Origin of the sequence: Massilia terrae, from assembly GCF_024753145.1 — a bacterium.
GTDB classification, from domain to species: Bacteria; Pseudomonadota; Gammaproteobacteria; order Burkholderiales; family Burkholderiaceae_D; genus Telluria; species Telluria terrae.
Genome location: NZ_JANUGU010000002.1, coordinates 127757 through 153691 on the forward strand (window position 1 = coordinate 127757; position 25935 = coordinate 153691).

21 protein-coding genes are annotated in these 25935 nt (G+C 66.2%); 4 read left to right on the top strand and 17 right to left on the bottom strand.

Going from position 1 to position 25935, the window contains the following annotated elements; all coding sequences use genetic code 11:
- Positions 1-3: 3 nt before the first annotated feature.
- From leuD to NX778_RS07870, 5 genes are all read right to left on the bottom strand, one after another.
- The gene (leuD, locus tag NX778_RS07850; protein ID WP_258811166.1) at positions 4-651 is read right to left on the bottom strand and encodes a 3-isopropylmalate dehydratase small subunit; all 648 of its coding nucleotides are present in this window, start codon (positions 649-651) and stop codon (positions 4-6) included.
- 31 nt (positions 652-682) lie between these two features.
- On the bottom strand, positions 683-805 hold the full coding sequence (locus NX778_RS07855) for an entericidin A/B family lipoprotein (protein WP_258811167.1): 123 nt from the start codon (positions 803-805) through the stop codon (positions 683-685).
- 101 nt (positions 806-906) lie between these two features.
- On the bottom strand, positions 907-2307 hold the full coding sequence (gene leuC, locus NX778_RS07860) for a 3-isopropylmalate dehydratase large subunit (RefSeq protein WP_258811168.1): 1401 nt from the start codon (positions 2305-2307) through the stop codon (positions 907-909).
- 242 nt (positions 2308-2549) lie between these two features.
- Positions 2550-4385 (bottom strand): chemotaxis protein CheA, encoded by a 1836-nt coding sequence (locus tag NX778_RS07865; RefSeq protein WP_258811169.1) that lies wholly within the window; start codon positions 4383-4385, stop codon positions 2550-2552.
- Positions 4385-5236 carry a protein phosphatase CheZ gene (locus NX778_RS07870; RefSeq protein WP_258811170.1) on the bottom strand — a complete coding sequence of 284 codons (852 nt, stop codon included), beginning with the start codon at positions 5234-5236 and terminating at the stop codon, positions 4385-4387. Before NX778_RS07870 ends, NX778_RS07865 begins: the two co-directional genes overlap by 1 nt.
- Positions 5237-5619: 383 nt before the next feature.
- Between NX778_RS07870 and NX778_RS07875 the strand changes: the two genes are divergently transcribed.
- The 3 genes from NX778_RS07875 to NX778_RS07885 all read left to right on the top strand — a co-directional run bounded on the left by NX778_RS07875 (position 5620) and on the right by NX778_RS07885 (position 8043).
- A complete protein-coding gene (locus tag NX778_RS07875) occupies positions 5620-6084 on the top strand; it encodes a universal stress protein (RefSeq protein WP_258811171.1) in 465 nt (154 codons plus the stop codon).
- Between the two features lie 130 nt (positions 6085-6214).
- A complete protein-coding gene (locus NX778_RS07880) occupies positions 6215-6859 on the top strand; it encodes a response regulator (RefSeq protein ID WP_258811172.1) in 645 nt (214 codons plus the stop codon).
- Positions 6860-7245: 386 nt separating this feature from the next.
- Positions 7246-8043 carry a Crp/Fnr family transcriptional regulator gene (locus tag NX778_RS07885; RefSeq protein ID WP_258811752.1) on the top strand — a complete coding sequence of 266 codons (798 nt, stop codon included), beginning with the start codon at positions 7246-7248 and terminating at the stop codon, positions 8041-8043.
- A gap of 226 nt (positions 8044-8269) precedes the next feature.
- Here NX778_RS07885 and NX778_RS07890 read toward each other — a convergent pair whose 3' ends face one another.
- The 6 genes from NX778_RS07890 to NX778_RS07915 all read right to left on the bottom strand — a co-directional run bounded on the left by NX778_RS07890 (position 8270) and on the right by NX778_RS07915 (position 16912).
- Entirely contained in the window at positions 8270-9364 is a 1095-nt protein-coding gene (locus NX778_RS07890) for a glycine zipper 2TM domain-containing protein (RefSeq protein WP_258811173.1), read from the bottom strand.
- A gap of 87 nt (positions 9365-9451) precedes the next feature.
- A complete protein-coding gene (pdeM, locus tag NX778_RS07895) occupies positions 9452-10102 on the bottom strand; it encodes a ligase-associated DNA damage response endonuclease PdeM (RefSeq protein WP_258811174.1) in 651 nt (216 codons plus the stop codon).
- Complete coding sequence (locus NX778_RS07900) at positions 10099-12546, bottom strand: ligase-associated DNA damage response DEXH box helicase (protein ID WP_258811175.1); 2448 nt, start codon at positions 12544-12546, stop codon at positions 10099-10101. The genes pdeM and NX778_RS07900 overlap by 4 nt, the downstream gene beginning before the upstream one ends.
- Entirely contained in the window at positions 12543-14177 is a 1635-nt protein-coding gene (locus NX778_RS07905) for an ATP-dependent DNA ligase (RefSeq protein ID WP_258811176.1), read from the bottom strand. Before NX778_RS07905 ends, NX778_RS07900 begins: the two co-directional genes overlap by 4 nt.
- Entirely contained in the window at positions 14170-15186 is a 1017-nt protein-coding gene (locus NX778_RS07910) for a ligase-associated DNA damage response exonuclease (RefSeq protein WP_258811177.1), read from the bottom strand. Before NX778_RS07910 ends, NX778_RS07905 begins: the two co-directional genes overlap by 8 nt.
- Positions 15187-15202: 16 nt before the next feature.
- Positions 15203-16912 carry a RecQ family ATP-dependent DNA helicase gene (locus NX778_RS07915; protein WP_258811178.1) on the bottom strand — a complete coding sequence of 570 codons (1710 nt, stop codon included), beginning with the start codon at positions 16910-16912 and terminating at the stop codon, positions 15203-15205.
- 173 nt (positions 16913-17085) lie between these two features.
- Here NX778_RS07915 and NX778_RS07920 point away from each other — a divergent pair, with 173 nt between their 5' ends.
- The gene (locus NX778_RS07920) at positions 17086-17208 is read left to right on the top strand and encodes a hypothetical protein (RefSeq protein WP_258811179.1); all 123 of its coding nucleotides are present in this window, start codon (positions 17086-17088) and stop codon (positions 17206-17208) included.
- A gap of 96 nt (positions 17209-17304) precedes the next feature.
- Here NX778_RS07920 and ahpF read toward each other — a convergent pair whose 3' ends face one another.
- From ahpF to NX778_RS07950, 6 genes are all read right to left on the bottom strand, one after another.
- The gene (gene ahpF / locus NX778_RS07925) at positions 17305-18882 is read right to left on the bottom strand and encodes an alkyl hydroperoxide reductase subunit F (protein ID WP_258811180.1); all 1578 of its coding nucleotides are present in this window, start codon (positions 18880-18882) and stop codon (positions 17305-17307) included.
- 178 nt (positions 18883-19060) lie between these two features.
- The gene (ahpC, locus tag NX778_RS07930) at positions 19061-19624 is read right to left on the bottom strand and encodes an alkyl hydroperoxide reductase subunit C (protein ID WP_258811181.1); all 564 of its coding nucleotides are present in this window, start codon (positions 19622-19624) and stop codon (positions 19061-19063) included.
- A gap of 196 nt (positions 19625-19820) precedes the next feature.
- A complete protein-coding gene (locus NX778_RS07935; protein WP_258811182.1) occupies positions 19821-21062 on the bottom strand; it encodes a hybrid sensor histidine kinase/response regulator in 1242 nt (413 codons plus the stop codon).
- A complete protein-coding gene (locus NX778_RS07940) occupies positions 21059-21664 on the bottom strand; it encodes a chemotaxis protein CheB (RefSeq protein WP_258811183.1) in 606 nt (201 codons plus the stop codon). The genes NX778_RS07935 and NX778_RS07940 overlap by 4 nt, the downstream gene beginning before the upstream one ends.
- On the bottom strand, positions 21661-22452 hold the full coding sequence (locus NX778_RS07945) for a CheR family methyltransferase (protein WP_258811753.1): 792 nt from the start codon (positions 22450-22452) through the stop codon (positions 21661-21663). Before NX778_RS07945 ends, NX778_RS07940 begins: the two co-directional genes overlap by 4 nt.
- 32 nt (positions 22453-22484) lie before the next feature.
- A complete protein-coding gene (locus NX778_RS07950; RefSeq protein WP_258811184.1) occupies positions 22485-25928 on the bottom strand; it encodes a response regulator in 3444 nt (1147 codons plus the stop codon).
- Between the last annotated feature and the right edge of the window lie 7 nt (positions 25929-25935).

Here is a 25935-nt window from a genome sequence, read left to right on the forward strand (position 1 = left end):
CTTTCAGATGACGTTGGCGAGCCACGGCTGGCTGGCCAGGTGGCGCTCTTCGAACGCGTGGATCGCGTCGGCGTGGCGCAGGGTCAGGCCGATGTCGTCGAGGCCGTTCAGCAGGCAGTACTTGCGGAATTCGTCGATGTCGAACTTGAACGCTTCACCGCCGCTGCCCGTTGACACGGCCTGCTGGGGCAGGTCGATCACCAGCTTGAAGCCGGGGAAGGCCTTGACCTGGTCGAACAGGCGGTCCACCACGCTTTCCGGCAGCACGATCGGCAGCAGGCCGATCTTGAAGCAGTTGTTGAAGAAGATGTCGGCGAAGCTCGGCGCGATCACCGCGCGGAAGCCGAACTGCTGCAGCGCCCACGGCGCGTGCTCGCGCGAGGAGCCGCAGCCGAAGTTCTTGCGGGTCAGCAGGACCGAGGCGCCCTGGTAGCGCGGCTGGTTCAGCACGAAGTCCGGATTCAGCGGGCGCCGCGTGTTGTCCATGCCCGGCTCGCCGTGGTCGAGATAGCGCCACTCGTCGAACAGGTTGGGGCCGAAACCGGTGCGCCGGATCGACTTCAGGAACTGCTTGGGGATGATGGCGTCGGTGTCGACGTTGGCGCGATCGAGCGGCGCCACCAGGCCTTCGTGTACCGTGAATTTATCCATGTTGCCGCCCCACTCTGGGGCTCTCCTTCGATTATTTGCCGCCGGCGCCGGTGATCACCTGGCCAGCACGCTGGACGTCCTTGCCGACGCCGGAAATGGTGTTGCAGCCTGCGAGGGTCACTGCCACTAGCGCGAATACGAACAGCTTTTTCATGTATATCCCTATGTTTTGTTTATCAGTTAAGCCGGCCGCTTGTGCCGGCCTTTTTAGCTTACAACAAGATCAAACGGATGCAGGTCCTTGCTTTCGTTTGATTACAAACCGCGGACGTCGACGAAGTGGCCCGCGATACCGGCTGCCGCGGCCATCGCCGGCGACACCAGGTGGGTGCGGCCGCCCTGGCCCTGGCGGCCCTCGAAGTTGCGGTTCGAGGTCGAGGCGCAGCGCTCGCCCGGCTCCAGCCGGTCGGCGTTCATCGCCAGGCACATCGAGCAGCCAGGCTCGCGCCATTCGAAGCCGGCGGCCTTGAAGATCTGGTCGAGGCCTTCGCGCTCGGCCTGTTCCTTGACCAGGCCGGAGCCCGGCACCACCATCGCCAGCTTGACGTTGGCCGCGCGGTGGCGGCCACGCACCACCTGCGCCGCGGCGCGCAAGTCTTCGATGCGCGAGTTGGTGCAGGAGCCGATGAAGACCTTGTCGATCTTGATGTCTTCGATGCGGGTGTTGGGCGCCAGGTTCATGTAGACCAGCGCCTTTTCCATCGCGTCGCGGCGCACCGGGTCCTTTTCGGTTTCCGGATCGGGCACGCGGCCGTCGATGGTGGTCACCATTTCGGGCGAGGTGCCCCAGGTGACTTGCGGGCGGATCTCGGCGGCGTTGAGCGTGACCACCAGGTCGAACTTCGCGCCCGGGTCGGTGTGCAGGGTGCGCCAGTAGGCGACCGCCTTGTCCCAATCGTCGCCTTTCGGCGCGAACGGGCGGCCCTTGATGTAGTCGATGGTGGTCTCGTCGACGCCGACCATGCCGGCGCGCGCGCCCGCTTCGATCGCCATATTACAGACCGTCATCCGGCCTTCCATCGACAGCGAACGGATGGTCGAGCCGCCGAATTCGATCGCATAGCCGGTGCCGCCGGCGGTGCCGATCTTGCCGATCACGGCCAGCACGATGTCCTTGGCGGTGACGCCGGCCGGCAGCGCGCCGTCGACCTGCACCAGCATCGATTTCGATTTCTTGGCCAGCAGCGTCTGGGTCGCCAGCACGTGCTCCACTTCCGAGGTGCCGATGCCGTGCGCCAGCGCGCCAAAAGCGCCGTGGGTCGAGGTGTGCGAGTCGCCGCAGACCACGGTCATGCCCGGCAGCGTGGCGCCCTGCTCCGGCCCGATCACGTGCACGATGCCCTGGCGCTTGTCGTTCATGTCGAAGTAGGTCAGGCCGAAGCTCTTGGCGTTGGCGTCGAGCGTCTCGACCTGCAGGCGCGAAGTCGGGTCGGCGATGCCCTCGGCGCGGCTGGTGGTGGGGACGTTGTGGTCGGCCACGGCCAGGTTGGCGGAGGTGCGCCATAGCGGACGATGCGCCTCGCGCAGGCCCTCGAAGGCCTGCGGGCTGGTCACTTCATGGACCAGGTGACGGTCGATGTACAGCAGCGTGGTGCCGTCCGTGTCGGCACGGACGACGTGGGAATCCCAGAGTTTGTCGTAGAGCGTCTTTAACATGATCGATTTCGTATCCTTCGGCGGTCTGCGCAGGCAGACTCGTTCGATTATGCCATATTTGTGCATTGCGGTAGGGATGGGCATTTGCACGATTATTTCAATTCAACTCGGCTGTGGTGAATTAGATTTTCTTATGCATGGGGTTTTACAAATAAAAAAAGCCTGCAGTTCAAAAACGCAGGCTTTCTCACTAAAAATCATCGTCCCGGCGAAGACCGGGATCCATGGCAAGGCCGCGCCAACTAGGCCGCCAGGCGCACGCTGCTGCGGCAGCCATCCATCAGGAAGGACAGGCCGACCACCAGCACCAGCTCGCCCTCGGCCGAACGGGCGGTGCCGGTGATGCCTTCGACGTTCAGCGCCGTCATCGGCTTGATCACCAGGTCGGCGGTGCCATCCACCGCTTCCACCGCCAGGATGTAGGGCTGCGGCGCGTTGACCACGATGCCGACCCGTTCCGAGCAGTCCTCGTAGCACAGCGAACTGGCCAGCGAACGCACCGGCAGCGGGATGCCCTGGTCCTTCAGCACCGGGGCGCTGCCGACCGACATGAAGGTTTCCGGCAGCTCGACCACGCGCTGCACCGCGGCCATCGGCAGCGCCAGCAGCGCGCCCGAGGTCGAGACCAGCATGGTCGGCACGATCGACAGTTCGATCGGCAGGCGGATCGCGAACTTGGTGCCCTTGCCCAGCGTCGATTCGATGCGCACCACGCCGCGGTTCTTCTCGACCGCCGTCTTCACCACGTCCATGCCGACGCCGCGCCCGGACACCGACGACGCCACTTCCTTGGTCGAGAAGCCCGGCAGGAACACCAGCTGGTAGGCCTCCTCGTCCGACATCACGGCGGTCTCGGAGATCAGGCCCTTCTCGGCCGCTTTCTTCTTGAGCCGTGCCGGATCCATGCCGCGGCCATCGTCGGACAGCACGATCATCACGCTGTTCGCTTCCTGCCAGGCCTTGAGCGAGATGGTGGCCTTGACCGGCTTGCCGATCGCGCCACGGTCATCCGGCGACTCGACGCCGTGGTCGAGCGCGTTGCGCAGCATGTGCACCAGCGGGTCGTACAGGCTGTCGACCACCACGCGGTCGACTTCGGTCTCGGCGCCTTCGATGTTCAGCTCGACGTCCTTGCCCAGGTCCTTGGCCAGCTCGCGCACCAGGCGCGGGAATTTCTGGAACAGGCGGCCCACTGGCTGCATGCGGGTCGCCAGCGTGGCGCGCTGCAGTTCGGCCGAGTAGCGCGAAGCGCGCTCCAGGGTTTCGGTCAGCGTCGCCATCAGGGTCGCGGCCTGGCCTTCGAACTTGAACTGCTGCAGGCGTTCGAGCAGCACGGCGGCCTGGTTCGCGGCCTGCACCGATTCGCCCGCCACTTCGAGCAGCGCGTCCAGCTTGACCGCGTCGATGCGGATGCTTTCGTCCTTGGCGTTGCCGCCCGCCGCGGCCTGCTGGGCCTGGCGGCGGTCGACGCCGTCCCAGCCCGGCTTGGCGACGGCGTCAAGCTGCGCCGGCGCGGCCGCTGCCAGCGCCGGGGCGGCGTCGGACGAGGCCTCGACCATGCTGTCTTCCGGGACCACGGCGTTGAAATAGGCGACCCAGTCGATGTCTTCATCGGCGTCGTTCCGGGCAGGCGCCGGCGATGCCACGGCGGCCGGCTGGGCAGCGGGCGCCGGCGCGGCGGCGGGCGCTTCACCCTTGCCGTCGATCGCGTCGCGCAGGATGCGTTCGAGTTCCGGCGGCATCGGCGCCAGCTGCTCCGGCGGCGTGCCGCCGTTGAGCGCGGTGAGCTGGTCGGCCACGAAGCCGGACGCCTGCAGCGAGGCCTCGATCGCCGACGGCGTGACCGGCGCGGCGCCGGTGCGCAGCGCGTCGAACAGGTTTTCCGTCAGGTGGCAGGCCGTGACCAGGGCCGGCAAGCCCATGAAGCCGGCGCCGCCCTTGATCGTGTGGAAGGAACGGAACACCGCGTTCAGCGTTTCCTTGTTGTCCGGATCGCGTTCGAGGCGCAACAGATGTTCTTCGACATTGACCGCCAGGTCCATCGCCTCGACGACGAACTCCTTGAGCATATCGTCCATTAGAATCCCAGCTCGGCTAAGAGGTCGTCGACATTGTCCTGGTCCAGCGCCACGTCAGGTACGGACGGGCCCTGCATCAGCGGCTGCGTCGGCGCGTGCTGTTTCTGCGCCAGCTTTTCCTTCATCTCGGCGGGCGCGTTGTCGCGCAGGATCTGGGCCAGCCCGGTCTCGACCGTCTTGGTGATGGTGACCACCTTCTTGATCAGCTGGCCGGTGATGTCCTGGAAGTCCTGCGCCATCATGATGTCGAGCAGGCGCGCCTTTTCCTTTTCGGTGGCGGCCGACACCAGCTGGGCGAAGGCGCGCGAGTCGCCGGCCAGCTCCTTGAATTCCTCGACGCTCAGGCGGCCGGCGAACAGCTCGTCCCAGCGCTCCTCCATCGACTTCGACTGGCGCTGCAGGTCATCCTGCTCGGGCATGCCGGCATCCAGGGTGTTGAGCACTTTGTTGGCGGCCTGCTCGGTCAGGGTGGCCACGTATTCCAGCCGGTCCTGGGCGTCGACGATCTGGACCGAAGCCTCCGACAATGCACGATCGTAGCCCAGCTCGCGCAGCGAATCGTGCAGCAGGCGCACGATGCCGCCGATGCGCTCGAAAATCGGCTTGCCGGATTCGTCTTCGACCGGCGCGGCGGCTGCTTCGGCGGCTTCGGCAGCGGCCGCGGGGGACGCTTCTCCGGCGCGGCCGGAGGCGACCTGGTCGAACAGCGCTTCCAGCTCGTCTTCTTCGGCGGCGGGCGCAGGGGCTTCGGCAACGGGCGCGGGCGCCGGCGCCGCTTCGGCCTGGGTGCTGGCGCGCTGTGCCGCGACCTCCTCGAACAGTGCGTCGAAATCCTCTGCGGCGTCGCTCATCATCCCTGCTTCTCCATGTTCTGTATTACGTCTTGCAATGCGGTGTCGGGCTGCGGAACACGCGCCACAGCGGTGCGGCGGGGCATGTACCAGGTTTTACACGAGTGTAGCAGCGGCGTTGCCGTAGGTAAATCTCCGTTCCGCCAGCGTCGCGCATTGGACAAGAAAACTTAATTTGGAGACAATGTATTCGGGCTGATATCGCAGTTTTCCGCCCGGTAAGTGTTGTATTTTGATGCGCCCTCGCCAATAGATGTTGCTGACGTGCAATTGCCCTAAGGCTGAGCGGACTCTGGTTTGAGCGAGGTCAACGGACCGCGTCCCGTCCCCGGGCGGGATGCGCACTACAATGCCAATGTAGCTTGTGTGTGGGAGGACTGACCATGTACCGGAAAATTCTGATCACCACGGACGGATCGGCCGTGTCGCAGCACACCGCCTGCGCCGGTGTCAAATTCGCCCAGCAAATGCAGGCCGAGGTGCTGGCGCTGTTCGTGGCGCCCAGCTACCAATACCCCGTGTATGTCGAAATCGTCCCGCCGGCCTACCCCAGCGAGGAGGAATACCTGGCCCAGATGCGGCGCATGGGCGAGGAATACATGGGCTCGATCATGCGGGCGGCTGAAAAAGCCGGGCTCCAGCACAGCTGCATGACGGCGTTTTCCGACACCGCCGCGCTCAAGATCGTCGACGTGGCCGAGCAACAGGGTTGCGACCTCATCTTCATGGGCTCGCACGGGCGCAGCGGCTGGGGCCAGTTGCTGCTCGGCTCGGTCACCAACAAGGTGCTGTCGCACACGAGCAAGCCGGTGCTGGTGCACCGCCTGATCCGCGAGCCGGGCACCTGAAGCGACGCCAGAAAAGCAACATGCTGCATAAAACGTGGTAAAAATTGCATGACTTTTTGATACAATTTAAATGCATTGATAACACTTGTGTCGGCAGCCGTCGTTTGCAGTCCAGCCAGGGGATATCAACATGATCAGAATTGTCATTGCGGATGACCACACCATCATGCGCGAAGGCCTCAAGCGCATCCTCGACGGCGCGCTCGACATCGAGATCGTCGGCGAGGCCATCAACGGCTTCGAGGTCCTGTCGCATGTGCGCCAGGGCGGCTTCGACATGCTGCTGCTGGACCTGTCCATGCCCGGCCGCAGCGGCGTCGACCTGATCCGCCAGGTGCGCGCCGAATCGCCCAAGCTCGCCATCCTCATCCTCACCATGCACGAGGAGGAACAGTACGCGGTGCGGGCGATCCGGGCCGGCGCCCAGGGCTACCTGACCAAGGAAAGCGCCGGCACCCAGCTGGTCGGCGCGATCCGCAAGGTGGCGTCCGGGCGGCCTTACATCAGCACGGAGGTGGCCGAGCAGCTGGCCCTGAACATCATGGCGCCCAATGAGCAGTTGCTGCACAAGCAGCTCTCGGACCGCGAATTCGAGGTGTTTTCACTACTCGTGGGCGGCAAATCCATCACCGAGATTGCCAACAACCTGCATTTGTCGGTAAAAACGGTCAGTACCCACAAAACCCGCATCATGCAGAAGATGGGCATGACGTCCCTGTCCGAAATGGTGCAGTACGCGGTGGCCCACCGCCTGCTGTCGCCCATGAAAGCCTGAGGCGGCGTTTTAGACACCCGCGCCACGTTTTTTGTCCCACTCCTGTCGGCCAGCCCCTTGCCACCCGGCTGCGCCGACGCGCTTTTACGCAATACCCGCCTGATTCCCTTCCTCTGTAAGCGGCGCTTCACGTAAGACAAATCCGACAGATCCCTCCGGCCTCCTACCGACATATTCAGCCCTTGCTGATATCAATGCCGAACTCGTGTTGGCATACTAAATTCAGCGGTTCGACTTGCTTGCGGTTCACATTTCCCTGTGTGCAGCGTTCCCCGCAATCGCGCCCATTGCAGAAGCCTTCATTCCTACAACTGGAGATGAGCATGCAGTCCCAGACCACCCCAGAACAACGCACCCCCAACCCGTCGACCATGCATTCCTCGCCGATGGAAGCCGGCCGCCAACGCCAGGGCCGCCTCTGGTCCAACCTGAAGGAAGTCTGCGACCTGCTGCACATCCCGGCCGCCATCTCCGTCAACAACGAAGAGCTGCTGTTCCAGCACGTGCAGTTCAAGACCGGCCAGCGCGTGCACACCATCGGCCAAGCCTTCGACACGCTGTACATCGTCAACTCGGGCTTCCTCAAAACCGTGCTCATCGACGAGTTCGGCAACGAGCAGGTGCTCAGCTTCCCCATGAAGGGCGACATGCTCGGCGTGGACGGCATCCACACCCGGCACTACGCCTCGGAGGCGGTGGCGCTGTCCGACTGCGACCTGATCCTGCTTCCGTTCAAGAAGCTGACCGCGCTCGGGCGCGTGCACAGCGAGCTGGAAAACGTGATGTACGGCGTCATGAGCCGCGAGCTGGTGCGCGAACAAGCCATGATCGGCATGCTGGGCGCGCTGTCGGCCGAAGCCCGCGTGGCGCGCTTCCTGGTCTCGCTGGCCGACCGCTTTGCCGCCATGGGTTATTCGAGCAAGCTGTTCAACCTGCGCATGACGCGCCATGAAATCGGCAGCTATCTGGGGCTGACGCTGGAAACGGTCAGCCGCACCTTGTCCGCGTTCAACGAGATCGGCCTGATCACGGTCGACCAGCGCACCATCGGCATCAAGGACGCCGAAGCGCTCAAGACCCTGCGCCGCCTGCCGCCCTCGCGCTCGCGCGCCAAGCAGACCACCAAACAGCAAAAGGCCGAAGCCGACCAGTCGGGCGACGACCAGGTGTTGGCCGCGGTGTAGCGAAGGCGCCCCGCGCATCAATTCGATCGTCGTTCCCGCGCAGGCGGGAACCCCATTTCTCAAGCAGTCCACCTAAGCCAAGCGCAGTGGCCGGCGCAAAAAATCGGATTCCCGCCTCCGCGGGAATGACGGATCTGCTTTCACCACTTAACGCAGACAAGGCCAATAACAAAGCCGGCCTCCCTTGCGAGAGCCGGCTTTGTCGTTTCCAGCGTGCGCGGCGCGCTTATTGGCGAATCACCCTGCCATTGTCCACGCGCACGCGGTCGCCCACGCGGATGCCCGGATCATCGCCGTAGCTGACCGTCTGCGTCGCGCCATTGGCGTAGCGGACCACGACGTCATAGCGCACGCGGTTGCGGCCCGAGTTGCGCGCGATGTTGTTGCCGACCACGGCACCGCCGACGGCGCCGGCCAGTTCGGCCGCAGTACGCCCGCTGCCGCTGCCCACCGCGCTGCCCAGCAAGCCGCCGACCACGGCGCCGCCCACCGTGCCCAGCGCATTGCCATTGCTGTCCAGCTCGACCACATTCACGGCCTCGACGGTCGCACAATCCGGGCAGTAGCGGTCGCCGCGCGGTGACGGCGGCGGCGCAAAGCGGCCGCCACCTGCCAGCAGCGGCTCGCCCAGCAGCGCCGTGGTGTAGCGGCCCTGCGAGCGGATCGTCGCCGTCACCTGGCTGTTCGGGTCGAGGTTATCGCTGCGGCGCACGGTGTACACGCCGCTGTACTCGCCCGGCCGCACTTCCGGCAGGAAGAACACACCCTGCGTGCCGGCGATCGCGATGCTGACCTTGGCGCCCGGGGTGCCGCGCACGGTGAAGGTCAGGCCGCTGCCCGGCCGGATGTCGTCATTGTTGCGCACGCTGAAGCGCTCGATGCGCGGCGCGTTGGCGAGGTCGCCGCGGCGCGGCCCGTCGCGATCACGCATGGCATCGCCCACCAGCGATTCGGTCAGGATATTGCTGGCGACACGGTCGCCGACGCGCAGGTTGGCCGTGACCGAGCTGCCCGGCCGGATGCGGTCGTGCTCGCCGATGGTGTAGGTACCTTCGTACAAGCCGGGCTGGATCTCGGTCAGGCGCAAGTTGCGCGTGGCGCCGTCGATGCGGATCTCGGCGCGGCCGCCGGGAGTGCCATACACGTCGAAATTGAGGTCGGTTCCCGGGGTCAGGCGATGCACTTCGTTCACGTTGAAGCCGCGGATGACAGGACCGTAATAGCGCTCGGACTGGGCCATGGCCGGCGCCGCCGCCAGCGTCATCGAACCAAGCGGCACGAGGGCGACCAGGGCCGCACAGAAAGTTTTCCTTGCGTTCATCGTGTTCTCCTCGAAAATGGGGCTGCATTCCGACTGTTGCGTCGGTCTGAGGGCAATGTACGCCGGGCCATGTACCGGGTCGGTTCGTTAGCGAACGCTATGGATGGACTCGCCCGAGCTCACGAATACGCGCTCGTCCGGCTCGGGCGCGATGATGTATCCGCCCGTAAAGGCACCGAAAGAAGGCAGGATCATGCGGCGCGGCCCGACGAGGAAACACGGCAGCCGCAGTGCATCGAAGCGCGTCGCCAGCACGTACACCGGATGCACATGCCCCGCCAGGACATAGCCTGGCGCATCAAGGTCGGGATGGTGGCAGCAGGCGAACGGCCCGGCCATGTAGGGCTCATCGACCATCGTGATCGCCAGCGCCCCGGCGGGGTCGCCCGCGTGGCGGTCGTGGTTGCCGCGCACGAGGATGAGGCCCAGCTCCGGATGGCGTGCGCGCCATTCCTGCAGCGCCTTCTGCGTGGCACGCGCGTGCGCAGCCCGGGAGTGCAGGAAGTCGCCGAGGAAAACGATTTGCCGCGCGCCGTAAGCCGCCACCAGTGTATCCAGCTGGCCCAGGTTTTCGCTGGTGGTCCCCGCCGGCACCGGCACGCCCAGCGCACGGAACGCGGCCGCTTTCCCGAAGTGGATGTCGGCCACCACCAGCATGCGCTCGCGCGGCCAGTACAGCGCCTTTTGCGCGAGCAGCAGCACGCGCTCGCCCGCCAGTTGGATCGCCAGGTCGTTCATGCCGCCGCCGCTTTCTCCAGTTCGCGCACCATGCGCGCCACCCGGTCCGACAGCTTCTCGGTGCTGACCTTTTCGCGGAAGCGCTCGACCATCAGCGGGAACGCGAACGGCGTCGCGCGCCGCACCTCGCGCAAGGCGACACGCCGCGCATGCAGCTCGTCCAGCGTATCGCGCAGGCGCCCGAGTTCGAGCTCCTGCTCCAGCACCTCGCGCTGCGCCTGCGTCAGCAGCAAGTTGCCGGCGTCGTGCTTGCTGAAGACTTCGAAGAACAGCGAGCTCGATGCCTGCAGCTGGCGCGTCGATTTCGGCTGGCCCGGATAGCCCTGGAACACCAGGCCTGCGATACGCGCCACTTCGCGAAAGCGCTGGCGCGACAGCTGGCCCGCGTTCAGGCTGCCCAGCACGTCCTCGAGCAAGGTGGCGGTATCGAACAGGCCGACCTCGGCCCCGGTCGCGCCGCCGAACAGCCGCGCCCAGTCCACGGCTTCGGGCGCCAGCAGCTCGAAGCCGTAGTCGTTGATGGCGATCGAGAAGGTGATCGGCTGGACGCGCCCGACACGGTAGGCCACCAGCGATGCGAGGCCGATGTGCACGGAACGTCCCGCGAACGGATAGACGAACAGGTGCCAGCCCTCGCGGCTCTTCATGCTCTCCACCACCAGCGTCTCGCTGTCGGGCAGCGCCGACCAGCGCTGCTGGATCTCCAGCAGCGGCCGCAGCGCCTGCATCTCCGGTCCCTCGAACACGCCCTGCGCCGCCAAGCGCAGCTCTTCCAGCGCCGCGTGCGCAAGCTCCGAGGACAGCGGCATCTTCGCACCTTGCCAGCGCGTGACCGCGCCCTGGCGGCCGGCGGCGCGCTTCACGTAGGCCGTCATCTCATGCACGCGCACGAACTCCAGGATGCGGCCGCCGAACAGGAAATGGTCGCCGGGCTTCAGGCGCGCGACGAAGGATTCTTCGACGCTGCCGATGCGCGCGCCGCTCATGTACTTCACCTGGATCGACGCGTCCGACACGATGGTGCCGATGCCCATGCGGTGGCGCCGCCCGATCGCCGGATCGGGCACGCGGTACACGCCCTCCTCGTCCGGCAGCACGCGCCGGTATTCGGGATACACCGTCAGGCTCTGGCCGCCGCGCGCGACGAAATCGAGGGCCCACTGCCACTCCTCGTCGGTCAAGCCACGGTAGGACCATGCGCCGCGCACCTCGGCCAGGAGCTCCTCCGATCGGAAACCGCCGCCCAGCGCCACCGTCACCAGGTGCTGCACCAGCACGTCGAATGGTTTGTTCGGCACCTGGCGCGGCTCGATGCGGCGCGCCGCCACCGCGCGCCGGGCGCCGGCGGCCTCCAGCAGCTCCAGGCTGTTGGTCGGCACCAGCGTCACGCGCGACACGCGGCCGGGCGCGTGTCCACTGCGGCCCGCGCGCTGGAGCAGGCGCGCGATGCCCTTGGCGCTGCCCACCTGCAGCACGCGCTCGACCGGCAGGAAGTCCACGCCCAGGTCCAGGCTGGCGGTGCACACCACCGCTTTCAGCTCGCCCTTCTTCAATCCAAGCTCGACCCACTCGCGCACCTCGCGGTCGAGCGAGCCGTGGTGCAGCGCGACCAGCCCCGCCCAGTCGGGCCGCGCCTCGATGATGTTCTGGTACCAGAGCTCCGACTGCGAGCGCGTGTTGGTGAACACCAGCGTCGCCGCGTGCTTGTCGATCTCGTCGACCACAGCCGGCAGCATCTGGATGCCGAGATGCCCGCCCCAAGGGAAGCGTGCCACGTTCCCGGGGATCAGGGTGTCGACCACGATCTGCTTGCGCTGGTCGCCCTCGACCAGTACGCCCTGCCCCTCGCCCAGCAGCACGTCGCGCGCCAGCGCCAGGTTGCCCATCGTCGCCGACAGTCCCCACACCAGCAGGCCGGGACGCCAGCGCCGCAAGCGCGCCAGCGCCAGCTGCACCTGCACGCCGCGCTTGCTGCCCATGAGTTCATGCCACTCGTCGACGATCACCATCTCGAGGTGCTTGAACTGCTCGGCGGCAGTCGGATGGCTGAGCAGCAGCGACAGACTTTCCGGCGTCGTGATCAGGCACGATGGCAGCGTGCGCGACTGGCGCGCGCGCTCGGCCGAGCTGGTGTCGCCGGTGCGGGCGCCGATGGTCCAGCCTGGCGCCAGCTCCGCCGCCGACTGTTCAAGCGCGCGCTGGGTGTCTGCCGCCAGCGCGCGCATCGGCGTCAGCCACAGCACGCGCAGCCCGCCGGCGCGGCGCTTGCCGCTTTCGGATCGCAGCAGCGCGGCGAACCACACCGCATAGGTCTTGCCCGCGCCGGTGTTCGCGTGCAACAGCCCGGATTGCCCCGCCAGCGCCGCATTCCAGACCGCGCGCTGGAACGGGAATACTTCCCAGCCACGCGACGCGAACCAGGCGTCGATGCCGCCGGCGTTCATGGCGCCACGGCCGCCAGCAGGCCCTTGAGCGTATCGAGTGTGTCCGCTTCCTCCACCGCCTTGTCGTCGCGCCGACGCAGGATGCGCGGGAATCGCACCGCGACGCCGGCCTTGTGCCGGGTCGACTTCTGGATGCCCTCGAAGCCGATCTCGAATACCATCGTCGGCCGCACCACCCGCACCGGGCCGAATTTTTCCAGCGTGGTCCTGCGGATCGTCGCATCGACCTGCGCGATCTCGGCATCCGTCAGGCCCGAATACGCTTTCGCGAACGGCACCAGCTTGCGCTCGCCCTCGCCTTCATCCCACACGCCGAAGGTGTAGTCCGTGTACAGCGAAGCACGACGCCCGCTGCCCGGCTGGGCGTAGATCAGCACCGCGTCCACCGAATAGGGATCGATCTTCCACTTCCACCACGTGCCCACGTCCTTGGTGCGGCCCACGCCGTACCGCGCGCCGCGCGCCTTGAGCATCATGCCTTCCACGCAGCGCTCGCGCGATGCCTCGCGCAGCGCGGCCAGCTCGTCCCAGCTGCCGGACCGCACCAGTGGCGAAATCTTCAGCATCGGCTGGGCCGCCTGCGCCACGGCCGTTTCCAGCAGCACGCGCCGCTCGTGCTGCGGCAGCGCGCGCGTGTCGACGCCGTCCAGCTCCAGCAGATCGTAGGCCACCAGCACCGCCGGCAGCTCTGCCAGCAGTTTGGCCGACAGGTTCTTGCGGCCGATCCGCTTCTGCAGGTCGGCGAACGGCGCCGGCGCGTCGCGCTCCGCGCTCCAGACCAGCACCTCGCCATCGATCACAGTCCCTTCCGGCAGCCGGATCGCGGCCAGCTCGGGAAAGCGTTCGGTGATCAGGTCTTCGCCGCGCGACCACAGGTAATTCCGGCCGCCGCGCCGCACCAGCTGCGAGCGGATGCCGTCGTACTTCCACTCGACCAGCCACTCGTGGACATCGCCCAGCGCGGAAGGCTCCCCCTGCAGCTGGTGCGCGAGGAAGAAGGGATAGGGCTGGCCTCCACGCAGTTTATGTTCCTCGTCCGACTGCGGCGCGATCAGTTTCAGGAAGCCGGCCGCGGTCGGGCGCACCGTGCCGTCGGTCCAGCCCATCAGCCGCTGCGCGATCAGCTTGCTGTCGACCGCCGCGATATTGGCCAGGGCGCGCGTGACCAGCAGTTTCGACACGCCGACCCGGAAGCCGCCGCCGATCAGCTTCACCAGCAGGAAGCGCTCGCGCCAATCGAGTTCGTTCCAGTAGCCGAACAAGGCCTCGCGGATGGCGCCCGGATCGGCGCCGCGCAGGGGACCGATGCGCTGCTCCATCCATTCCGCGAGACCGACGTCGCTGCGCAGTTGCGGCGGCGGCAGGATGTGGGCGATGGTCTCGGCCATATCGCCCACCGCCTGGTAGCACTCGTCGAACAGCCACTCGTCCAGGCCCGAATACTCGATCGCGTACTGCCACAGCAGGCGGCTCGGCACCGCCTGGCGCGGCTTGCCGCCGGCGAGGAAGTACACCGCCCATGCCGCGTTCTCCGGCGCCGCGCTGGCGAAGTAGTTCTGCAGCGCTTCCAGCTTGCGGTTGGTGGCCGTGGTTTCATCCAGCTCCGCATACAGGCGCGCGAACTCACGCATCGCTCGCCTCCGCGCTCACCGCCTCGTCCTCGTCGCCGTACTCGGTCTCGAACCCGGCCGCATCCAGGCCCTGCTCACACAGCCAGCGCACCATCACGGGAATCGAACCGTGCGTGACGATGATGCGCTGCGCCTCGGTGGCGCGGATCGCCGTCATCAGGCCGGGCCAGTCGGCGTGGTCGGACAGGACGAAGCCGCGGTCCACGCTGCGCCGCCGGCGCGCGCCACGCAGCAGCATCCAGCCGCTCGCGAAGGCATCGCTGTAGTCGCCGAAACGCCGCATCCACGTGGAGCCAGCGGCGGATGGCGGCGCAATCACCAGCGCGCGCCGCAGCGCGGCCTTGTCGATGTCCGTGACCATCACGGTCGGCGGCAGCGGCACGCCCTCGGCGCGATACGCCCGGCTGAGCGGTTCGACTGCGCCATGGCAGACCACCGGCCCGATCGAGGGATCGATGCCCGACAGGATGCGCTGCGCCTTGCCGAAGGCGTAGGCAAAGACGACGCTGCAGCGGCCTTGTTCCGCGTTCTTGCGCCACCAGCCGTTGATGTCGTCGAAGATGTCCTGCTCCGGCTCCCAGCGGTAAATCGGCAGGCCGAAAGTGGATTCGGTGATGAAGCTATGGCAGCGCACCGGCTCGAACGGCGTGCAGGTCTTGTCCGCTTCGACCTTGTAGTCGCCCGACGCGACCCAGACCTCGCCACCGCACTCCATGCGCACCTGGCTCGACCCGAGCACATGCCCGGCCGGATGCAGCGACACCGTCACGCCGTTATGCACCACCTTCTCGCCGTACGCGAGGCCGTCGATGGCCGCGTCCTCGCCCATGCGCGCGCGCAGCACGCCGACGCCCGGCGCCGCAGTCAGGTAGCGCTGGCTGCCGTAGCGCGCGTGGTCGCCGTGCGCATGGGTGATGACGGCCCGCTCCACCGGCCGCCAGGGGTCGATGTAGAAGTCGCCGGGCACGCAGTACAGGCCCTCCTTGCGAACGACGACCATGTCCCCCATGCGATCCTTTCCCGTGCTAGGCCGGCTCCACGAAGTCCGCCACGAAGGTGCGCTTCTCCTCGTCGGGGAATTCAATCGTTACCTGGTCGCCCGCCAGCGCGGCCACCACGCCTTCGCCATACTTCGCGACCCTGACGCGGGCACCGACCTCGAACGGCGGTGGCGGCGGCGCATGCTCGTCCGGCTGCGTATCGAATTCGTCGTCGCGGATTTCGATGTCCTCCGTGAGCGACTGCGACGGCGGGTTCAGGCAGTTATCGCAGCGGCAGCACTTCTCGAAGCCGGGCACCTCGTCCTTGAAGTAATCGAGCAGCAGCTTCCAGCGGCAGAAGCCACTCACGGCGTAGCCGACCATCTGGTCGAGCGCTTCGCGGTCGCGCTCCTGCTTCTGCACGTAGACCTCGGCCAGTCCGTCGAAGACCGCGGCCTTCGGCTCCTGCGCGGTGACGAGGTATTCGAGCTTGCGGTTCTGGCGCAGCAGCTTGCCGTCCTTGAGCAGCTTGAGGCACACCTTCAGCTTCGAATCATGCTCCGCGATCTCTTCCTCGATGCGGGCCGTGGTCACGGGGCCGGTTTCGGCCAGCTCCCTCACCGCGTCGTACACGGCGCGCAGGTCGTTCGCGGCCGGGTAGTGCTTCACGAGGAAGAACTGCTGCACGCGCTTGTCGTCTTGCAGGAACAGCAGCGTGCAGGTGGCGTCCTTGCCGTCGCGCCCGGCGCGGCCGGACTCCTGGTAGTACGCTTCGAGATTGGCCGGGATCTGCAGGTGGACCACGAAGCGCGTGTCCGGCTTGTCGATGCCCATGCCGAAGGCGTTGGTGGCGACCATGACGCGCCGCTCGCCATCCATGAACATGTCCTGGTTGGCCTTGCGCTCGGCCGCGCGCAACTGGCCGTGGTAGATCGTGACCGATTCGGCGGCCTCCTCCAGGATCCTGTGCATCTCCTCGGCGGCCTTGACGGTGGCGGCGTAGACGATGCCGACGCCCTCCGCCTCGCGCACCAGCTTGAGCGCCTCGGCATACTTCTCGTCGGCGTTGGTCACTTGCAGCACGCGGTACTGCAGGTTGGGCCGGTAGATGCCGGTGTTGATCACCTTGATGCGCGGGCGATTCAGCTGGCGCCCGATGTCCTCGACCACGTCCTCGGTCGCGGTGGCGGTCAGCGCCAGCACTGGCGGGCTGCCCAGCGCCTGGATCGAAGCCACCATGTCGATATAGGCTGGGCGGAAGTCGTGGCCCCATTGCGAGATGCAGTGCGCTTCATCGACCACCACCAGGCCGATATTCACTTCCCGGAGCACTTCGACGAAGTCCGCCATCGCCAGCCGCTCCGGTGTGCAGAACACAATCTCGCATTGTCCGGCCGCGATGGCGTCAAGGGCGGTGCGCTCCTCCTCGGCGGACAGGGTACTGTTGAGCTGCACCGCGCGGATGCCGAGCTCGGTCAGCTTGCCCAACTGGTCCTTCATCAGCGAAATGAGCGGCGAGACAACGATCGTCATGCCGCCCAGGATGCGGGCGGGAATCTGGTAGCACAGGGATTTGCCACTGCCGGTCGGCATGATGGCGAGCGTGTCCTCGCCGTCCAGCACGCTGTCGATGACGCGCTGCTGGCCGTCGCGCAAGTGCTCGATCCCGAAGACCGTATGCAGCAGTTTGCGGATCGTGTTGCGTCGGATCGCGAGCAAGCCGCGATGCATCAGTTTGGGGTCGTGTCGGGTCATGCCAGGAACTGTAAGCGCAGCGCGAGGCCAGCGGTATAGGACGCGGCCTACCCTCGTCGTAGGATGGGGGCGAAGGTATTTTCCTACAGGATCACGGAGTTGCCGCTGATACCTAAAGGGCGCCGGGGCAACTAATATGAAACCGTCACGCAGCCCCCTCGCCGGAGGACATCATGAACCGCTCGCTCTTCATCGCCTTGACGGCATTTCAACTGGCACTGGCCAGCGCGGCGGCCTGGCTGCTGTATGAGAGCGAAGCGCTCAGCGGGGCGGCGGCGTTGGTTGCATTGCATTGAATGCAAACGAACATTGGATTTCATTGACAGCACGTCGTCCCCGCGTAGCTGCGCGGGGACGACGTTCTACCTTATATCAGGTGCAGGTGATAACTATTAAGCCGCAGCCGCAACCGGCTCCTCCTCCACCGACGAGCGGACGAGGTAGTCGAATGCGGACAGCGACGCCTTCGCGCCCTCGCCCACCGCGATCACGATCTGCTTGAAGGGCACGGTGGTGACGTCGCCGGCGGCGAAAATCCCCGGCACCGAGGTCTCGCCGCGCGCATTGACTTCGATCTCGCCAAAGCGCGACAGTTCCACCGTCCCTTTCAGGAACTCGGTATTCGGCACCAAGCCGATCTGCACGAACACGCCTTCCAGCTCCAGCTTGCGCGAGGCGCCGCTGTTGCGGTCGGTGTAGCTCAGGCCGTTGACCTTCTTGCCGTCGCCATGGATCCCGGTGGTCTGCGCCGAAGTGATGATGTCCACATTGGCCAGGCTCTTCAGCTTTTTCACCAGGATCGCGTCGGCACGCAGCGCGTCGCCGAATTCGATCAGCGTCACGTGCGCCACGATGCCGGCCAGGTCGATCGCCGCTTCCACACCCGAGTTGCCGCCGCCGACCACCGCCACGCGCTTGCCCTTGAACAGCGGACCGTCGCAGTGCGGGCAGTAGGCCACGCCGTGGTTGCGGTATTCCTTTTCGCCCGGCACATTGATCTCGCGCCAACGGGCGCCGGTCGCGAGGATCACGGACTTAGTCTTGAGCACCGCGCCGCTCTCGGTCTGCACCTCGATCATCTTGCCCGGCACCAGCTTGCTGGCGCGCTGGGTGTTCATGATCTCGACCTCGTAGTGCTTGACGTGCTCTTCCAGCGCGATCGCGAAGCGCGGGCCGTCGGTTTCCTTCATCGACACGAAGTTCTCGATCGCCAGCGTGTCCAGCACCTGGCCGCCGAAGCGGTCCGCCACCACGCCGGTACGGATGCCCTTGCGCGCGGCATAGATGGCTGCCGCCGCGCCGGCCGGACCGCCGCCGACGATCAGCACGTCGAACGGTTCCTGCTTCGACAGTTCGGCCGCCCTGCGCGCGCCGCCGGCGGTGTCCAGCTTGGCGAGGATTTCCTCGACGCTGGCGCGGCCCTGGCCGAAATATTCGCCGTTCAGGAACAGCATCGGCACCGCCAGGATCTGGCGCGCTTCCACTTCGTCCGGGAACACGCCGCCGTCGATCGAAGTGATCTTGATGCGCGGGTTGATGATGGACATCGAATTCAGTGCCTGCACCACTTCCGGGCAGTTGTGGCAGGACAGCGAGATATATGCCTCGAACTCGAAGTCGCCGTCGAGGTTCTTGATCTGCTCGATGACGGCGTCGTCGAACTTGATCGGATGGCCGCCGACCTGCAGCAGCGCCAGTACCAGCGAGGTGAATTCATGGCCCATCGGAATGCCGGCGAAACGGACCGCAACATCGGAACCGGCGCGCTTGATCGCGAACGAAGGCTTGCGCAGCGTGTCGTCGTTGCTTTCCAGCACGGTGATCTTGTCGGACAGTGCCGCGATCTCGTGCAGGAGTTCCTTCATCTCGGCCGCTTTGGGCGATGCATCAAGCGAGGCGACGAGCTCAATCGGCTGCACCACGCGTTGCAAATAGGCTTGCAGTTGCTCTTTGAGACTTGCGTCCAGCATGATGGGTTCCTTTGATTCGAGGAGAAATAAGAAGGGCTACCGCCCTGCGGCCAATGGCTGGCCACGAATCGAACACGGGGACAGGCAGGCGCTGCCGCCTGTCCGCGTCGCCGCGCGGCTGCAGCCACGCGGTGTTGATACCTTGCCGCCGCGCTAGCGGCAACGCTGGGGAGACTGCTTAGATCTTGCCGACCAGGTCCAGCGAGGGCTTCAGGGTTTCGGCGCCTTCGGTCCATTTCGCCGGGCACACTTCGCCCGGGTGCGATGCGACGTACTGGGCTGCCTTCACTTTGCGCAGCAGTTCCGATGCGTCACGGCCGATGCCGAGGTCGTGCACTTCCATCACTTTGATGGTGCCGCTCGGGTCGATCACGAAGGTGCCGCGCAGGGCCAGGCCTTCTTCTTCGATCATCACGCCGAAGTTGCGGGTCAGGGTGCCGGTCGGGTCGCCGATCAGGGCGTAGTTGACTTTCTTGATGGCATCCGAGGTGTCGTGCCATGCCTTGTGCGAGAAGTGGGTGTCGGTCGATGCGCCGTACAGCTTCACGCCGATCTTGTCGAATTCCGCTTGCAGGCTTGCCAGGTCTTCCAGTTCCGTCGGGCACACGAAGGTGAAGTCGGCCGGGTAGAACATGATCACGGACCAGGTGCCTTTGAAGTTCTCTTCGCTGAGGTCGACGAACTTGCCGTTGTGGTAGGCGGTTGCTTTGAACGGTTTGATCTGGGTGTTGATAAGGGACATGACATCTCCTGTTTGGGTGGTGAAAAACGCTAGCCGGTACGTAGTGTAATCGGCCATATCGAAACTGTAAAATGAATTGAACAGATGCTGTCGATTGATTTTAGCTATCAAAGCGCCGTCGTCCCGGCGGAGGCCGGGACCATAGACCGCGTGCGTGTACGCTCAGCATGGGTCCCGGCCTGCGCCGGGACGACGCTCAGGGGTGGTGGTCTGTTGTCTCCGCAGCAGGCTGCTCGGGGGCGGCACCGCTTGATTCACACCGCGGCAGGGTCAGCGTGAAGACCGAGCCCTCGCCCGGCGTGCTCACCACCGACAGCTCGCCGCCATGCGACTGCGCCAGCTGGCGCGAAATGTAGAGGCCCAGCCCCAGGCCCTTCGGCTCACCGTTCCTGGCCACCCGCTCGAACGGCTCGAAAATGCGCAGCATGTCCTCCGGCGCGATGCCACGCCCCTGGTCGCGCACTTCGATACGCACCTGGTCGCTGTCGGCGTTGACACTGACCTCCACCGGTTTGCCGCCGCCATAGCGCAGCGCATTGGTCAGCAGGTTGACGATCACCTGCTCGATGCGAAACTCGTCCCAGCAGCCGCCCACGTCCTCATGCGGCCGCAGCGCGATGCTGCCGCCCGCCGCCGAGGCATGCACCGACAGGTCGCTGACCACGCGGTCGAGCAGCGCCATCAGCTCGACCTGCGCCGGCCGGATCGACAGCTTGCCGCTGCGGATGCGCGACACGTCCAGCATGTCGTCGATCAGCCGGATCATCGCCTTGATCTGGCGCTCGTCGCGGCGCACCATCGCGTCCAGCTTGTCCGGCGCGAAGGCGGCCAGGTTGCCGCGCTTGATCTGCAGGCTGCGCATCTGCGATTCGAGGAACAGGGTGTTGAGCGGCGTGCGCAGCTCATGCGCCACCAGCGACATGAACTCGTCGCGCATGTTCAGTGACCGCTGCAGTTCTTCCTGCGTCGCGTTCAGCTGGCACAGCAGCGCTTCCTGCTCGCGGCGGCTGCGTTCCAGCTCCTCGATATGGCGGCGCGCCTCGCGCCGCTGGCGGTCGAGCGTGACGAACACCTTCACCTTGCCGCGCACCGCGTCCGGGTCGAGCGGCTTGTGCAGGAAGTCCACGGCCCCGCTCTCGTAACCCTTGAACGCATAATTGAGCTCCTTGCCGGCCGCGCTGACGAACACGATCGGGATGTCCCGCGTGCGCTCGGTCCCGCGCATCAGCTCCGCCAGCTCGAAGCCGTCCATGCCCGGCATCTGCACGTCCAGGATGGCCAGCGCGAACTCGTGATCGAGCAGCAGCGCCAGCGCCTCCTCGCCCGACTGGGCGCGGTAGATGACGCGCTGGTCGTCGCGGATCAGGGCGTCGAGCGCCTGCAGGTTCTCCGGCAGGTCGTCGACGATCAGCACATTGCTGGGTTCTAGCTGGCTCATTGTTCCTCCAACTTCGGCAACAGCGCGGCAATTGCGGCGAGCCGCAACACCAGGTGCGGCGCGCTGCGCGCGATGGCCTGCTCGGGCATCGTCGACGCCTGCGCTTCAAGCGGGTCCTGCACAATCGTCAGGCCGCCGCAGGCCCTGATGCGGGCCATGCCGGCGGCGCCATCCTGGTTCGCGCCGGTCAGCAGGATGCCGGCCAGCGCCGGGCCATACGCGTCGGCGGCCGATTCCATCAGCACGTCGATCGCGGGGCGCGCGTAATTCACCGGCGGCTCGCAGCTCAGGGAAAAACTGCGGTCCTCCTCGACCGACAGGTGATAAGCCGGCGCCGCAAAATAAATGGTGCCGCCGGCGATGGCTTCCTTGTCGGCGGCCTCGCGCACCGGCAGATGCACGCGCGATGCGAACAGCTCCGCCAGGCGGCTTTCACGGTCGGGCGGCATGTGCAGGATGCACACTACCGCCAGCTTCAGCGAAGCCGGCAGCGCCGGCAGCAGCATGAGCAGCGCTTCGATGCCGCCGGCCGACGCGCCGATCACCAGCGCCTCGATGTGGCGCCCGGCCAGCAGCTGCCCGACCTGTTCGTTGGTCGTCATGCGCCCGCCTTCCGGTACAGCTTCTCGCGCCGCGCCAGCACCTCGAAACGGCTGGCCCAGGCCGAGAACTCGATGCTCTCCTTGCTGCCCAGCCCGAGGAAGCCGCGGTGGCACAGCGACTCGTGGAACAGCCCAAGCACGCGGTCCTGCAGGCGCCGGTTAAAGTAGATCATCACGTTGCGGCAGCTGATGAAATGGGTCTCGGAGAACACGCTGTCGGTGGCCAGGCTGTGGTCGGCAAAGGTCACGTTCTCGACCAGCGCACGGTCGAAGCGCGCCCCGCCGTACGCGGCCGTGTAGTAGTCCGAGAATGCGCGCCGGCCGCCCGCCTTCTGGTAGTTTTCGGTGTACAGCTGCATGCGGTCGAGCGCGAACACCCCGCGCCGCGCCGCTTCCAGCGACTCCGGGTTGATATCGGTCGCGTAGATCATGGCCCGCTCCAGCAGCCCTTCTTCGTGCAGGACGATCGCAAGCGAATACACCTCCTCGCCGGTGCTGCAGCCCGCCACCCAGACCTTCACCGAAGGATAGGTCTTCAGCAGCGGCGCCACCTGCGTGCGCAACGCGGCGTAATAGTCCGGGTCGCGAAACATTTCGGTCACCGGAATGGTCAGGTATTGCAGCAGCCGCGCGAACGCGGCCGGGTCATGCATCACGCGCTCCTGCAGGGCCGACACGGTGTTACAGCCCAGCTCACGCAACGCGACCAGCACGCGGCGCTTCTGCGAGGCCCCGGTGTAATCGCGAAAGTCATAGTTATACTTCAGATAGACCGCTTCCACCAGCATCTTGATTTCGATATCGATGTCGCTGTGCGGCTTCAAATGCGCTCCATCGTCGGCATCCACACCCGCAGCAGCGAGTACAGTCGGGTCAGGTCGATCGGCTTGGACAGGTAGTCGTTGGCGCCGGCCGCCAGGCACTGCTCCTGGTCATCCTTCATTGCCTTGGCGGTGATGGCGATGATCGGCAGGCGGCCGAAACGGCCGTCCGCGCGGATGCGGCGGGTCGCTTCCAGCCCGTCCATACCGGGCATCATCACGTCCATCAGCACCAGATCGAGGTCCTGCACCTCGTCCAGCCTGGCCAGCGCCTCGAAGCCATTGCGCGCCACTTCCACCCGCGCGCCGCGCTGCTCCAGCGCGCTGGTCAGGGCGAACACATTGCGCACGTCGTCGTCCACCAGAAGGATGGTGCGGCCCTCGAACACGCGGTCGCGGCCACGCACGGCCTTGAGCATGTGCTGGCGTTCGGACGACAGCTGCGACTCGACCTTGTGCAGGAACAGCGTCACCTCGTCCAGCAGGCGCTCCGGCGAGCGCGCGCCCTTGATGATAATCGAGCGAGAATACTTGAGCAGCTCGGACTCCTCGTCGCGCGTCAGGTTGCGGCCGGTGTACACGATCACCGGCGGGAAGCTGCACATCTCCCCGTGCGACATCTGCTCCAGCAGCTCGCGGCCCTGCATGTCGGGCAGCTTGAGGTCGATGATCATGCAATCGAAGATTTCGCTGCGCAGCAGGGCCAGCGCCTCGGCGCCGGTGCCGACCGCCGAGATGTGCACGTCGGCGTCGGCAATCAGCTGCACCACGCTGTCGCGCTGGCGTTCGTCGTCCTCGACCAGCAGCACGCGCTTGATCTGCTGGGCCGACTTGTCCTGCAGCTTGCGGAACACCTGCTCCAGCTGCTCGCGCGAGGTGGGCTTGAGTGCGTAGCCGATCGCGCCCAGGTGCAGGGCCTCGCCGCCGTTGTCCATGCTCGACACCACATGCACCGGGATGTGGCGTGTGGCCGGGTCGTCCTTGAGGAGCTGCAGCAGCGAAAGGCCGGAGCGGTCCGGAAGGCGGATGTCGAGCAGGATCGCATCGGGCTTCTCGCCCGCGGCCAGCTCCAGCCCCTCGCCGGCGGTAAGCGCGACCAGGCAGCGGAAATCGAGGTCATGCGCGAGGTCGAACAGGATGCGCGCGAAGCCCGGATCATCTTCGATCACCAGCACCGTGCGCGCCCCGTCGGCCGGGCGTGCGCGGTCGTCGGCGAAGGCCGGCGCGGGGCGCTCCTCGCTTCGGACGGCTTCCGGCTCCGGCGCCGCTATTGGTGCGGGGGGCGGCGGCGTGGCCGCCACCGCGCCGTTCTTCGGCAGGCTCAGGACGAAGGTGCTGCCCTGCCCCGGCGTGCTGCTCAGCGTCAGGGTGCCGCCCAGCAGCGCGGTGAGGTCGCGCGAGATCGACAGCCCCAAGCCGGTGCCGCCGAAGCGCCGGCTGGTGGTGCCGTCGGCCTGTTGGAAGGCTTCGAAGATGCGCTCCTGCTGCTCGGGGGCGATGCCGATGCCGGAATCGCGCACCGCGAACTGCACCCAGCCGGCGTCAGTCACCGACACCGTCAGCTCGACGCTGCCGCGCTCCGTGAACTTGATCGCGTTCGACAGCATATTCTTCAGCACCTGCTCCAGGCGCTGGCGGTCGGTGTGGAGGGTGGCCGGCACATTCGGCTCCACCGTCACCGAGAACGCGAGCTCCTTCTGCTGCGCCAGCGGCTCGAACACGCGCGCCAGGCCATCCACCGCGCGCCGCAGCGGCAGGTCTTCCGGCGCCAGCTCCAGCTTGCCCGCTTCGACCTTCGAGATGTCGAGGATGTCGTTGATCAGGCTGAGAAGATCGTTCCCGGCCGAGTAGATGGTCTGGGCGAAGCGCACCTGCTCTTCGTTGAGGTTGCCGGCCGCGTTGTCGGCCAGGAGCTTGGCCAGGATCAGCGAACTGTTGAGCGGCGTGCGCAACTCGTGCGACATATTGGCCAGGAACTCGGACTTGTAGCGGCTGGCGCGCTCCAGGTCCAGCGCGCGCTGGCGCAGCTGTTCCTGCGCTTCCACCAGCTGGCTATTCTTGAGGTCGAGGTTGGCGGCCTGCTCGGCCAGCTGGTCGTTGGTCTGTTCGAGTTCGGCCTGCTGGTTCTCCAGGTTGGACTGCGATTCTTCCAGCGCGCGCGATTGCTCTTCCAGCTCCTCGTTCGCGGTGCGCAGCTCTTCCTGCTGGACTTGCAGCTCCTCGTTCAGCGCCTGGGTCTCGGTCAGCGCCTCCTGCAGCCGCTGGCGGTACACCACCGCCGCCACCGCCGCGCCGATCGCGTCGCTGACCATCTTGACGAATTCCAGCTCCCGCTCTGCCACCGGGTGCAGGAAGCCGATCTCCAGCACGCCCTTGACCTTGCCGTAATTGGAGAACGGCGCGATCAGGAGTTCGCGCGGCGCGGACTCGCCCAGCGCCGAGCCAACCTTGATGTAATCGGGCGGCAGGTCCTTCAGCACCATCACGCGGTTTTCGGCGGCGGCCTGGCTGGCCAGCGATTCGCCCGGCTGGATCAGCGCGGCGTGGCCGGCGGTGTCGTGGGCGAAGCCGAAGGCGCCGATGCGGCGCAGGATGCCGTCGTCGGTGCGGAAGTACATCGCGCCCACCACGCCGTCGACATAGCGCACCACATAGTCGAGCACTGCGGCGGCCAGCGGTTCGAGCGCATGGATACCGGCCGCGTGGCGCGCCAGTTCGACCTGCCCGGTACGCAGCCAGCCCAGGCGCCGCAGCTCGGCATTGTTCCGGCCCTCGTGGCGCAGCACGTCGGCATAGGAGGCCGACAAATGGGTCAGCTCGCGCCTGCCGAACATCGCGAGGAAGCCGCCGATCACGAGGGTGAGCAAGAGGAAGCCGGCGACCGACATCGTGGTCACGTTGCGCGCGGCGGTATTACGGTCCTGGAGCATGCGCTGCTCGTTGTCGAGCAGTTCGGCGAACTGGCCGCGGATCTCTTCCATGAGTATTCTGCCGCGCCCGGCCTTGACCATGTCCTCGTAGGGCTCGCCCTTGCGCTTCCGGGCGATGATCTCGGCGGCGTATTTTTGCCATGCCTCGTGCGCGCCAAGGATGCGCTGCAAGCGCTCGAGCTGCATCGGCCGCTTGTCCAGCATGCGCTCCAGCGTGTAGACCTCGGCGGTCAGGCGCGGCGCGGCCAGCTGGTAGGGCTGCAGGAAGGCTTCGTCCCCGGACAGCAGGAAGCCGCGCATGCCGCTTTCCATGTCGACCGCCAGCTTGCTGCTCTGGTAGGCCTTGCCGATCACCTGCTCGCTGCGTTCGATCCCGCTCAGCACATTGAGCAGGTACGCGATGATGCCGATGAAGACCGCGGCGCTCATCACGCTCAAGAACAGCGGCAGCGCGACGTTGCGCGCCAGGATGCGGCGGAACAGCTGCGTGTTATCGATTGTCTCTTGGGCCATCGTCGGG

What these genes read in the sequence shown, in the direction of transcription:
- NX778_RS07865 (WP_258811169.1), bottom strand. Translation starts at nt 4,385, where the DNA reads ATGGACGATATGCTCAAGGAGTTCGTCGTCGAGGCGATGGACCTGGCG.
- NX778_RS07915 (WP_258811178.1), bottom strand. Translation starts at nt 16,912, where the DNA reads ATGACCCGACACGACCCCAAACTGATGCATCGCGGCTTGCTCGCGATC.
- NX778_RS07890 (WP_258811173.1), bottom strand. Translation starts at nt 9,364, where the DNA reads ATGAACGCAAGGAAAACTTTCTGTGCGGCCCTGGTCGCCCTCGTGCCG.
- NX778_RS07875 (WP_258811171.1), top strand. Translation starts at nt 5,620, where the DNA reads ATGTACCGGAAAATTCTGATCACCACGGACGGATCGGCCGTGTCGCAG.
- NX778_RS07940 (WP_258811183.1), bottom strand. Translation starts at nt 21,664, where the DNA reads ATGACGACCAACGAACAGGTCGGGCAGCTGCTGGCCGGGCGCCACATC.
- NX778_RS07905 (WP_258811176.1), bottom strand. Translation starts at nt 14,177, where the DNA reads ATGCGTGAGTTCGCGCGCCTGTATGCGGAGCTGGATGAAACCACGGCC.
- NX778_RS07950 (WP_258811184.1), bottom strand. Translation starts at nt 25,928, where the DNA reads ATGGCCCAAGAGACAATCGATAACACGCAGCTGTTCCGCCGCATCCTG.
- NX778_RS07855 (WP_258811167.1), bottom strand. Translation starts at nt 805, where the DNA reads ATGAAAAAGCTGTTCGTATTCGCGCTAGTGGCAGTGACCCTCGCAGGC.
- NX778_RS07935 (WP_258811182.1), bottom strand. Translation starts at nt 21,062, where the DNA reads ATGAGCCAGCTAGAACCCAGCAATGTGCTGATCGTCGACGACCTGCCG.
- leuD (WP_258811166.1), bottom strand. Translation starts at nt 651, where the DNA reads ATGGATAAATTCACGGTACACGAAGGCCTGGTGGCGCCGCTCGATCGC.
- NX778_RS07910 (WP_258811177.1), bottom strand. Translation starts at nt 15,186, where the DNA reads ATGGGGGACATGGTCGTCGTTCGCAAGGAGGGCCTGTACTGCGTGCCC.
- NX778_RS07880 (WP_258811172.1), top strand. Translation starts at nt 6,215, where the DNA reads ATGATCAGAATTGTCATTGCGGATGACCACACCATCATGCGCGAAGGC.
- pdeM (WP_258811174.1), bottom strand. Translation starts at nt 10,102, where the DNA reads ATGAACGACCTGGCGATCCAACTGGCGGGCGAGCGCGTGCTGCTGCTC.
- NX778_RS07945 (WP_258811753.1), bottom strand. Translation starts at nt 22,452, where the DNA reads ATGCTGGTGGAAGCGGTCTATCTGAAGTATAACTATGACTTTCGCGAT.
- leuC (WP_258811168.1), bottom strand. Translation starts at nt 2,307, where the DNA reads ATGTTAAAGACGCTCTACGACAAACTCTGGGATTCCCACGTCGTCCGT.
- ahpF (WP_258811180.1), bottom strand. Translation starts at nt 18,882, where the DNA reads ATGCTGGACGCAAGTCTCAAAGAGCAACTGCAAGCCTATTTGCAACGC.
- NX778_RS07870 (WP_258811170.1), bottom strand. Translation starts at nt 5,236, where the DNA reads ATGAGCGACGCCGCAGAGGATTTCGACGCACTGTTCGAGGAGGTCGCG.
- NX778_RS07920 (WP_258811179.1), top strand. Translation starts at nt 17,086, where the DNA reads ATGAACCGCTCGCTCTTCATCGCCTTGACGGCATTTCAACTGGCACTG.
- ahpC (WP_258811181.1), bottom strand. Translation starts at nt 19,624, where the DNA reads ATGTCCCTTATCAACACCCAGATCAAACCGTTCAAAGCAACCGCCTAC.
- NX778_RS07885 (WP_258811752.1), top strand. Translation starts at nt 7,246, where the DNA reads ATGGAAGCCGGCCGCCAACGCCAGGGCCGCCTCTGGTCCAACCTGAAG.
- NX778_RS07900 (WP_258811175.1), bottom strand. Translation starts at nt 12,546, where the DNA reads ATGAACGCCGGCGGCATCGACGCCTGGTTCGCGTCGCGTGGCTGGGAA.